Consider the following 9,972-nt stretch of genomic DNA (forward strand, 5'->3'; position numbering starts at 1 on the left):
ATGCAGCAATACGATGTTGCTTATTGAATCGATTTACACAAAACTCTTGACACACCCCATATTCATACCAATCATTCTGTAACGTTTGTATTTGATGGTATTTTTTATATTCACTTGTAAATCGTAAAAAATAATTAGAAATGCTAAATAAAATTATGTTTTCAATTACACTCAATGTTTCAGCAATAACGATATTGCGATGTTGCAATGAATTATCATAAGGGATAATCTTTCCTTTAAACATAACACCAGTGGATGGATGTTGTTGCTTATATTCAATTGCCTTTACTATAATAAAACTCAGTCCAGAGCCTTGCATCCATTGAGATAAAATAACAGCATACCATTTAAGTATGTTATGCTGACCATTATTACCTTTTTTACCAAGTGTTTGGGATTCATATTTTTCCCACTTGAAAATTTTGCAAAGTTTTTCTAGAAATCTAATTAGAGCCGAGTAATCAAAATTTCCATTTTCGTTTAGCGACGGATAACAAAGTCCTTTAGAAATAGCACTAGTAAGATTATTTGTTTGATCTACAGATACATTTATATCATCATCCGGTTTGTTTGCACTTTTATTAAATACTTCTTTGATTTTACTGGCTTCCCCATTTGTCAAATATGGTTCAAATACCCTTTTCACTATGCTACTTCTATTTTTCATGATATCACGTAGCAATATTATAGCAAACTTTCGCATTAAAGCATATGAATTCGCCGTTTGATTTTTTGGATGTCTCTCTAATTCAATCTTTCCATGGCACAGACATTCCACAATTAATTTTTTTTGCGCAACTGTTAGTTCTGTAACAAGTGACAACTGTTGTGCTGGTACATCTTTGTTTAGAAGTTCTACAAATTTATTTTTGTCATTTTTAGAACCAGGTAAACATACCAGAAACACATTTCCATATAAATTATACTCAATACGTCCAACACGTCCAATTAAGTTATTAAAATCTACAGGCGTCATTTGTGCTCTTCCATTTCTATAACTAGTAATAAACAAATTGTCCGCCGGTAAATTAACCCCTTCAACAAGAGTGCTCGTACAAAACATTGTTTTGATTAATCCCTCTTTGAATAATTTCTCTATACGCATTCGTATTGTCGCTGGGAGATAACCAATGTGGTACGATATGCCTTTCGTTAAAATTTTAGCTAAATAATAATCACCATGAATTTCATTTTTTATGTCTTTAGCCAACATAGTTAGAGAATTATCTGTCTGTTCAGGTTTATTTCTAGCATAATTTATAGCTAATTCAACAGCCTGTGATGTAGAACTACAATAAATAATATTTTGTGAAGAACCACCAATTGCAGAAATAATATCACAAAAAGATACTTGTTTATTTTGAAGTTCAGCCACTGGCAAAAACTCTTTACTATAAGAATTAAATAACTTTATATCACCATTTTGAAAATCAATTAAATACTTTATTTGACTAACTGGTGCAAAATATGACACCAGTTTTCTATCATTTAATTTTTCCGCATCGGGAATTAATTTTAAATAAATTTCCGGGTTCGGTATATTAGGGGATGAAAAAATAACATGTGGTCTTTTTTCCTGCTGCACTAACATATCTACAACCTTATAATAGAAAGTACTGCGATTATCCCTTGTAGAAATTTTATGTGCTTCATCGACGAATAAATAGTTAATAGATATTTGCGGATTTTCAATTAAAAGATATAACAATCGTTCTGGCGTTAATATGAAAATAAAATTATGCTTTTGTTTCAAAACTATAGCACCAGCAGAAGTAACAATACGATAATTACGTTCTACCAATAACCCTTTTAAATCATTGATGACGTTACTCGTTAACTCATTAATTAATGCTTTCGTGGGTACTAATAAAATAAAATTCATTGCTGCCCCACTAATAATTTGTTGTTTAATAAACATACGCATTACAAATGACTTTCCCATTGATGTGGGACCAGAATAACTAAAATATGGATCCGCAAAATGACTGTAAATAATTTTTTGCGAACGAAAAAATTGTATGCTAGGTTCTGCTGGAATTGCCATATAATTTTTATTATAATCTGTATACAATCTATCCATAAAATTAGTATTCAAAAATTCAGGACTTTTAATAAATAAACCACGATAATTTCCAATGCTCGAAAGCACTGATCCCATATAGTATTTAACTTCTTCGTTATCTGGATCAATGAAATTTAAAAGCGCCACTATCTCTTGTGATAAAATTTTATGCCTGTCAGCATTTTGTTTACTAACAGATTTAGAAAGTAAGTCTGCAAATCGTAAGGTATCTTCAATATTAATTGCCTTTTTTTCCGCATCATTGATTTTAAATAATTTAATTGAATAATTAAAAAGTATATTATTATATATTTCGTGAAGATATATATTACTATCAATATCGTTATAAATTGCTTCGCCCAATGTTTTTTTATGAAGAATAAGTCTCAAATTGTTACACCCCCTGCCATCAATTTACTCATAATATCTTTTTTATCGGAAGGTGCATCATTAAATGGCAGTACATAAAAATAAAACGAATACGCTTCCATTCCAAGCGAGTTTATCTTTTGTGTTATATAAGCTGCATTTTGAACAATATCCGCTTGCATTTTTTTTGTAATCATGGTACGAAATTCAGCATTTGAATAATCAACTGGATTTAAATCAATCGAATATCCAAGAAATACACCAAAAGCCATATCCTTCTGTATGGATTTGTTCTTGTGTGGAATTAAAATATTTTTAAGTTCAGCAGTAGTTTTCTCATCAAATTGTTTGTCAAATACATTGCTTTCGGCAAGTTGCATTTCATTCGGTTTACTATTTAGAATATCTGAAATTTCAAGAAATGCACTATCAACGGCATCCTGTAAACTACCAATAATGCTCGAAGCACCAAAGACAAGCTGATAGCTTACGTCTCCAGTAGTAAGAAGATGTATCCCTTCACTTATATTTGAAACTTGTTTTCCATTCATTGCAAGTTCTACCTTACTCATAATTTTGGGAGCGTTTAAAACCTGTTCCAAAAAAATATAAATAAGCATTTCTCCAAGTTCGTTACCAACTTCTTTAACATTAACATCCCCATTTCGTGTCATAACCTGTAGTGCTTGAAGTCCAATACTTTCTACGTCATCATCCAGTTTGAATTGTTCTATTTTTGCTCTAGAAAAAACATAGCTACCAAGATTTTTTAAAAGAAATTTACTAATTGCATTAAAAGTAAATTGATTATTTTCTATATCTAAATGATAAAATCTTAGCTCATTCGGATTCCTTAATCCGAGATTAGACATATGTTTAACTTCTATAAAAACATCGTCAAATTTTCTATTTTTGACTGTTCTTGATATTTTAGGTCCTGTAAAAAATGATGCAGTATCTATAGAAATAGTATTCTCATACTTTTTAAAAGCTGCAATATAATCATTAGTGATATTAATAACACTGTCATGCCCATCCCCATTCTTAACCATTGCCGCATATAAAAACACATCGGCAAGAAATTGTGAGTAGTTGACAGTATATTCTGATATAAGTTCTTGTTTTGCAACTTCTCCTATTACTGTTTCTGCATTAATTGTAGTATCGGAAGATATAATATTCCTTAATGTTAGAATTACTAATTTACGTTTATTGGGATCAAGTAATGGAATTACCTTCTGTTGAAAATACATTCCGATTTCTTTACGGTTAGCGGTCGGTATTTCCCCTGTTACATATGATGATAATTCCCTTTTGGGGTTACATGCAATAAGAACAGACGCAAGATTATCATCATTAAAAACATCATAATTACTATTGACAGATTGCAAAATAGTAGCATTAAGGAATTTTTGTGTAGTATTTGTTAGTTTGCACAATTTCAGTGTTTTTAAATATGTCCCATAACAAAGTTTCATAAATAACCCACCTTCTACTTATATCCATCATATAATCAATCTTCTTTAATTATATCAAGTATATCACCAATATTACAATCTAGTGCTTCACAAATCCGTGCCAAAACTTCCATGCTAACAGGCTGGTCTTTGCCAAGTTTTGCTATTGTTGATGAAGTTAATCTTGTTTGTGCCATTAAGTCCTTTTTCTTTAAATTTTTATCAATTAGAAGTTTCCATAGTTTGTTGTAACTAAACCTCATAATTATCCCCCCCTACATTGATATAATCATAATTGTATCATATTCCTTTATAATCTACAATAAATATTTCGCAAATGTAAATATTTAATTTATATATTCATTACATATAAGTGGGGTTATTTTTTTACAAAGTCTTCACAAAGTATTGCAAAGTATTAACCATGTTAATAGAATATCAAAATTGATAGACTGTAATTGTACAAAACAATTGCAGTCTTTTTTGTTCTGTATGTAACTCATCTAATAGCAACCTAGGAGCATTTCGCAATATTAGATGAGTAAAAAAATAATATTATCAACCAGCCATTGCGAAGGTCGGTTGCGTTCGAAACGGAGACATCCTTTTGAATTGCAATTATTCCTGTAAAGGTCTGGTTTGCTATGTCCAAAATCCTCCGTTTCGAACAGAAACGGAGGATTAAATGCTAATCAACTATCATTCAGTAACAGGTGAGGTAACGGAAGTCGAGGTTTCTGCGGAAATCGGTGCCGTTATCGTCGAATTGGATCGTAAGGAATATAACATCAATCACAAAGAAACGCGTCGCCATGTTTCTTTAGAAGCGTACGATCCCTATAATAAGCTGTTATGTAATAATCCGGAGCCATTATGTTCCTTAATAGAGGCAGAAAGCCAAAATGCACTGATAACTGCAATCCAAAAGCTGAAACCAGCACAAAAAGAGCTGCTTTATCGTATTTTCTGGAAAAAAGAAACCCAGTGCAACATTGCCGCTGAAGAAGGAGTCAGCAAAATGGCAATCTCCAAGCGTCTAAAAACGACGTTAACAGCACTTCGTAATAATCTTAACGAGTAAATTATTATGGGCATCCTGTCATGGGATGCTTTTTTATTATTTTTTATCAGCAGGTTTACTTTCTCTCTTTTCATGGCCTATCTATGTAAGGCATAACAAAACGGCCTTACAGGAAGGAAGGTCACAAAATGGAGCACCATCTTACTATTCGTGTTTCAAAGAAGCCCGTAGATACCGGAATTGTCAGTTACCATACTGTTACCCTTCGCGAACGAATTCTTCGTTTCTTGCTGGGAAAGCCGTATACGCTGACAGTTCTTGTACCCGGTAACAGCATCAGATCACTATCAATTGACGAAATTCCAAAGGAAGGAGGAAATACCCATGAGCCAAACCAATCAACAGCTTCATAATGTAATTACTAATTTACATGCATTGGCGGATTCCTTACAAGTGCTGGCTGATACTATGGCAAGTAAAGAACAGGAAGCTACTGCACCCACGGTCTCCACCTCACCCACAAAACCGAAAAAGCCAGCTCTTACTCTTGTCGATGTTCGCACGGTACTGGGTAAAAAAGCGAATACCGGATTTTCTAAAGAAGTTCGCGAACTGCTGCAGCAATATGGGGCCAGTAAATTAAGTGCAGTTTCACCGGAGCAGTATCCAGCATTATTAAAAGATGCGGAGGCGATCGGACATGCCACCGAATAATCACGCCATATTATCCGCTTCCTCCTCATATCGCTGGCTGCATTGTCCCCCATCGGCACGACTGGAAAGTAACTTTGCTTCTACGGAGTCACAGGCAGCCGCCGAAGGAACTGCTGCTCATGCGCTAGCCGAACACAAACTCCGACGCACACTCAAACGGCGAAGCAAACGTCCGGTATCCGATTACGATACTGATGATATGGAACAATACACTGACGACTACTGCGACTTCTGTATGGAGCAATATGAGCAAGAAAAGCAAAACTGTCCGGATACCAAAATAGCAACTGAAATCAAGCTGGATCTGTCAGCCTATATTCCACATGGCTTTGGCACTTGCGACTGTTTAATTGTTTCAGACAAGCGACTGCACATTATTGATTTCAAATATGGTCAAGGAATCGTGGTCGATGCCACTAACAATTCACAGTTAAAGCTATATGCACTCGGAGCACTGGCCCTCTATGGTAACTTGTACGATTGCACGGAGGTTGCCCTGACGATTTTTCAACCGCGTCGTGATAATATCGGTACCTGGACAATTCCCGCAGCAGATCTGTTGGCTTGGGCAGAAGCGGACTTAAAACCAATGGCCCAACAAGCCTATGCAGGAGAAGGCAATTACTGTTCCGGTGATTGGTGTACCTTTTGCCGAGCAGCTACGAAATGCCGCACCCGAGCCGAAGCCAAGCTGAAATTAGCAAACTATGAATTTGCCTTACCCCCACTCCTCACCGATGACGAAATTGAACATATTCTGGGTATGCTTGACGATCTTACCCAATGGGCCAATGCCCTAAAAACCTATGCATTAGATGCCGCCGTAGCCCATGGCAAGGTATGGCAAGGCTGGAAGGTTGTTGCAGGCCGCTCCAATCGCAGATATACGGATGAGGCTAACGTGGCGGAAGCAGCAAAAACAGCCGGGTATGAGGATATTTACAAGAAAAAGCTCATTACGATTACTGAAATGGAAAAGCTGATGGGCAAGAAAAACTTTACTACCATTCTCGGTGCATTAGTAGATAAACCACCGGGAAAACCCACGCTTGTACCACTGATAGACAAGCGTCCGGCTCTCAATATAACAGATATCAATCATGAATTTACGGAGGTAACTGAAAATGAACCCTATCAATAAAACAAAAGTAGTAACTGGTACTGTACGTCTTTCCTATGCCAATGTATGGGAACCAAAATCCATTAACGGCGGCAAAGAAAAATATAGTGTGTCGCTCATTATTGCCAAGTCCGATACAAAAACGCTCGAAGCTATCAATACTGCCATTGATGCTGCCATTACAGAAGGTATTTCTAAATTTGGGGGTAAAAAGCCAAATAAAGCCTCTTTAAAGCTGCCCCTTCGGGATGGCGATGTCGAACGTGATGATGATGCCTATAAAGATAGTTATTTCGTCAATGCCAATAGCATTACGGCTCCACAGATTGTAGATAAACACGTACAACCTATTTTAGACCGCAGCGAGGTATATAGTGGCGTGTATGCCCGGGTATCCATTACATTTTATGCCTTTAATTCAAATGGTAATCGTGGTATTGCCTGCGGGCTGGGTAATATCCAGAAAATCTCTGACGGAGAGCCATTAGGCGGCAAGACCACAGCAGCCGATGATTTCACCACCTTAGATGATGACGACTTTTTATCCTAATTACTTTACGAAAAGAGGTACTGAGACAATGTTGAAAACAATAATAGATACTGTATTAGCAATTGATTTTACCGTGATATCCTTCGTAGGCGTAGTATTCATGACCCACTCTTTACTGGATGATGCCAGACGTCGCAAACGGGAAAAAGAGAGCGATAATCGGCTGAACAATCGATCCTAATCCAAATAAGCTGCATATGGGGCGGAGGTATTTCCTCTGCCCTATTGCTATACAAAAGAAGGTGTATGTATGAAGCATATCAGTATTGATATCGAAACCTATAGCAGCACGAATCTTTCAAAAGCTGGCGTATATCGTTATGCTGATAGTGACGATTTTGAAATCCTGCTTTTTGGGTATGCCGTAGATACTGGCAAGGTGCAAGTAATTGATCTTGCCTGTGGCGAGAAAATTCCTACTTCTATTATGGAAGCCCTATCCGATGATGCGGTTACCAAGTGGGCATTTAACGCGCAGTTTGAACGTGTCTGCCTATCCCATTACGTAAAGCATTGGTTGGCACCCGGCTCCTGGCATTGTACGATGGTTTGGTCTGCCACACTGGGCCTTCCCTTATCGCTAGAAGGTGTCGGTACGGTATTAGGCTTAGATAAGCAAAAATTAAAGGAAGGCCATGATCTCATCAAATATTTTTGTATGCCATGTGCTCCCACGAAGGCGAATGAAGGCCGTACACGTAACCTTCCCCAGCACGACAGGGAAAAATGGCAGCGTTTTAAGTCCTATAACCAGCGTGATGTCGAAACAGAGATGAGTATTCAAAAGCGGTTTTCTATATCTCCCGTAGCTGCTACGGAATGGCGACATTATAAACTGGATCAGGAAATAAACGACCGGGGCATCCAGATAGATGCCACATTAGTACGACAGGCTATTGTTTGTGATGATACCTTTCGTCATACCCATATAAAAATAGCACAAGAGTTAACGGGCCTTGAAAATCCCAACTCACCAATCCAGCTTAAAGAATGGTTAGCAGCAAACGGTATGCCGATCCCTTCCCTTTCTAAGGGTGATGTTGCTACTGCACTGGAAACGGCTACGGGCACGGCCAAAACTGTATTGGAATTACGCCAGCAGCTTGCCAAATCCAGCGTCAAAAAATATACGGCGATGGAAGCTGCCAAATGTCACGATGGTCGTATACACGGCCTGCTGCAATTTTATGGTGCCAATCGGACCGGACGCTGGTCTGGCAGGCTCGTACAGGTACAAAATTTACCGCAAAACCATCTGCCGGATCTGGCACTGGCACGTAGTCTCATCAAATCTGGTCAGTTCGATATGGTAGAGCTACTCTATGATTCCGTTCCCTCTGTGCTATCAGAACTGATCCGTACGGCATGCATCCCAAAACCAGGCTGTCGATTTTTCGTAGCTGACTTTTCAGCAATCGAAGCGCGGGTAATTGCGTGGCTTGCTAAAGAAAGCTGGCGCATGAAGGTATTTGCAGCCGGTGGGGATATTTACTGTGCATCCGCCAGTCAAATGTTCCACGTACCGGTGGTAAAACATGGCATCAACGGTCACCTCCGGCAAAAAGGTAAAATAGCCGAGCTTGCATTAGGATACGGCGGTTCCGTCGGTGCGTTAAAAGCGATGGGCGCTATCGAGATGGGAATTCCTGAAGAAGAACTGCAGCCGCTTGTAGCTGCCTGGCGTACCACCAATCCCCATATTGTAAAGCTATGGTGGGATATCGACCGGGCAACAAAAAAATGTGTTAAAGAACATGTATCCACAGAAGCCCATGGGATTCACTTTAAATATCAATCCGGCTGCCTGTTTCTCCAGCTTCCTTCCGGTAGAAGGCTTTCGTATGTAAAACCCCGTATCGCCTTAAACCGATTCGGTAAGGAAGCCGTTACCTATGAAGGCATTGGTAGCACTAAGAAATGGGAACGGCTGGAATCGTATGGGGCAAAGTTTGTTGAAAACATCGTGCAAGCTACCAGCCGGGACATTTTAGCGGAAGCTATGGAACGGCTAAATGAAGCTGGTTTTAACATTGTAATGCACGTCCATGACGAAGTTATCATTGAAGCGCCCTGTGATGTCTCACTGACAACGATCTGTACCATCATGGGACAACCGCCAAATTGGGCAGATGGCTTACTACTCCATGCCGACGGGTATGTTTGTGATTTTTATCAAAAAGATTAAAAAATTTCCGAGTATCAGGGTTTACTTCTCACATTCTACTGGCCTATCTGTGAGAGCCATTTCCCGATACCCGGATTTTTTTATAACGGGTTCGAATCTGATTCGTTTGCTTTGCCTATAGATAGGAGGGACAAATGGCTCCCAAAAAATCTATATAAAGGTGGTTTTATTATGAAAGAACTGATACCGAAAGACGAATATGGTGTATTTGCGGATACGCGGGACGTTGCAATCGTAGATGATTTGGTGCATGAGGCGCTCCATTTATCATCTACCAATCTGGAACATTCTTTACAACTGATCGAACAAGCATTTCTAGATTGTGAATGTCCTTGGATAAAGGAATGTGTCCGCGAAACAGTAATGCACTGGTGGTTACAAGCAAGACCAACTGAACGGGATGTGTATCAATGGTTTTTGCAGCACTACAAAGAAAGGGTGTGTCAAGAGTTTTGTGTAAATCGATTCAATAAGCAACATCGTATTGCTGCATA

Annotated in this window: 9 protein-coding genes; 6 read left to right on the forward strand and 3 right to left on the reverse strand. The window is 38.2% G+C overall.

The annotated features are described in order from the left end of the window. The 3 genes from PGX44_RS13380 to PGX44_RS13390 form a co-directional block, all read right to left on the reverse strand. Positions 1 to 2,452 (reverse strand): DEAD/DEAH box helicase (locus PGX44_RS13380; RefSeq protein ID WP_498855761.1); only part of this gene is annotated, 2,452 nt, incomplete at its 3' end. Continuing rightward, on the reverse strand, positions 2,449 to 3,909 hold the full coding sequence (locus PGX44_RS13385; RefSeq protein WP_302131772.1) for a HamA C-terminal domain-containing protein: 1,461 nt from the start codon (positions 3,907 to 3,909) through the stop codon (positions 2,449 to 2,451). The genes PGX44_RS13385 and PGX44_RS13380, both read right to left, overlap by 4 nt. Positions 3,910 to 3,944: 35 nt before the next feature. Continuing rightward, positions 3,945 to 4,151 (reverse strand): helix-turn-helix domain-containing protein, encoded by a 207-nt coding sequence (locus PGX44_RS13390; RefSeq protein ID WP_302131773.1) that lies wholly within the window; start codon positions 4,149 to 4,151, stop codon positions 3,945 to 3,947. Positions 4,152 to 4,573: 422 nt separating this feature from the next. On the opposite strand from PGX44_RS13390, the gene PGX44_RS13395 reads away from it, so the two are divergent. The 6 genes from PGX44_RS13395 to PGX44_RS13420 all read left to right on the forward strand — a co-directional run. Beyond that, entirely contained in the window at positions 4,574 to 4,969 is a 396-nt protein-coding gene (locus PGX44_RS13395; protein ID WP_498855762.1) for a sigma factor-like helix-turn-helix DNA-binding protein, read from the forward strand. A gap of 324 nt (positions 4,970 to 5,293) precedes the next feature. Beyond that, positions 5,294 to 5,623 carry an rRNA biogenesis protein rrp5 gene (locus tag PGX44_RS13400; protein ID WP_302131777.1) on the forward strand — a complete coding sequence of 110 codons (330 nt, stop codon included), beginning with the start codon at positions 5,294 to 5,296 and terminating at the stop codon, positions 5,621 to 5,623. Beyond that, a complete protein-coding gene (locus tag PGX44_RS13405) occupies positions 5,610 to 6,764 on the forward strand; it encodes a DUF2800 domain-containing protein (RefSeq protein WP_498855763.1) in 1,155 nt (384 codons plus the stop codon). Before PGX44_RS13400 ends, PGX44_RS13405 begins: the two co-directional genes overlap by 14 nt. Further along, positions 6,748 to 7,293: a DUF2815 family protein gene (locus PGX44_RS13410; protein WP_498855764.1), complete on the forward strand. Its 546-nt coding sequence runs from the start codon at positions 6,748 to 6,750 to the stop codon at positions 7,291 to 7,293. The genes PGX44_RS13405 and PGX44_RS13410 overlap by 17 nt, the downstream gene beginning before the upstream one ends. A 250-nt stretch (positions 7,294 to 7,543) precedes the next feature. Further along, the gene (locus PGX44_RS13415; protein WP_498855765.1) at positions 7,544 to 9,478 is read left to right on the forward strand and encodes a DNA polymerase; all 1,935 of its coding nucleotides are present in this window, start codon (positions 7,544 to 7,546) and stop codon (positions 9,476 to 9,478) included. 171 nt (positions 9,479 to 9,649) lie between these two features. Next, a partial coding sequence (locus tag PGX44_RS13420) for a hypothetical protein (protein ID WP_498855766.1) occupies positions 9,650 to 9,972 on the forward strand: 323 nt, incomplete at its 3' end.

It is taken from the genome of Caecibacter sp. AF58-12pH5A, assembly GCF_027681725.1.
GTDB classification, from domain to species: domain Bacteria; phylum Bacillota; class Negativicutes; order Veillonellales; family Megasphaeraceae; genus Megasphaera; species Megasphaera hominis.

What these genes read in the sequence shown, in the direction of transcription:
- PGX44_RS13385 (WP_302131772.1), bottom strand. Translation starts at nt 3,909, where the DNA reads ATGAAACTTTGTTATGGGACATATTTAAAAACACTGAAATTGTGCAAA.
- PGX44_RS13390 (WP_302131773.1), bottom strand. Translation starts at nt 4,151, where the DNA reads ATGAGGTTTAGTTACAACAAACTATGGAAACTTCTAATTGATAAAAAT.
- PGX44_RS13395 (WP_498855762.1), top strand. Translation starts at nt 4,574, where the DNA reads ATGCTAATCAACTATCATTCAGTAACAGGTGAGGTAACGGAAGTCGAG.
- PGX44_RS13400 (WP_302131777.1), top strand. Translation starts at nt 5,294, where the DNA reads ATGAGCCAAACCAATCAACAGCTTCATAATGTAATTACTAATTTACAT.
- PGX44_RS13405 (WP_498855763.1), top strand. Translation starts at nt 5,610, where the DNA reads ATGCCACCGAATAATCACGCCATATTATCCGCTTCCTCCTCATATCGC.
- PGX44_RS13410 (WP_498855764.1), top strand. Translation starts at nt 6,748, where the DNA reads ATGAACCCTATCAATAAAACAAAAGTAGTAACTGGTACTGTACGTCTT.
- PGX44_RS13415 (WP_498855765.1), top strand. Translation starts at nt 7,544, where the DNA reads ATGAAGCATATCAGTATTGATATCGAAACCTATAGCAGCACGAATCTT.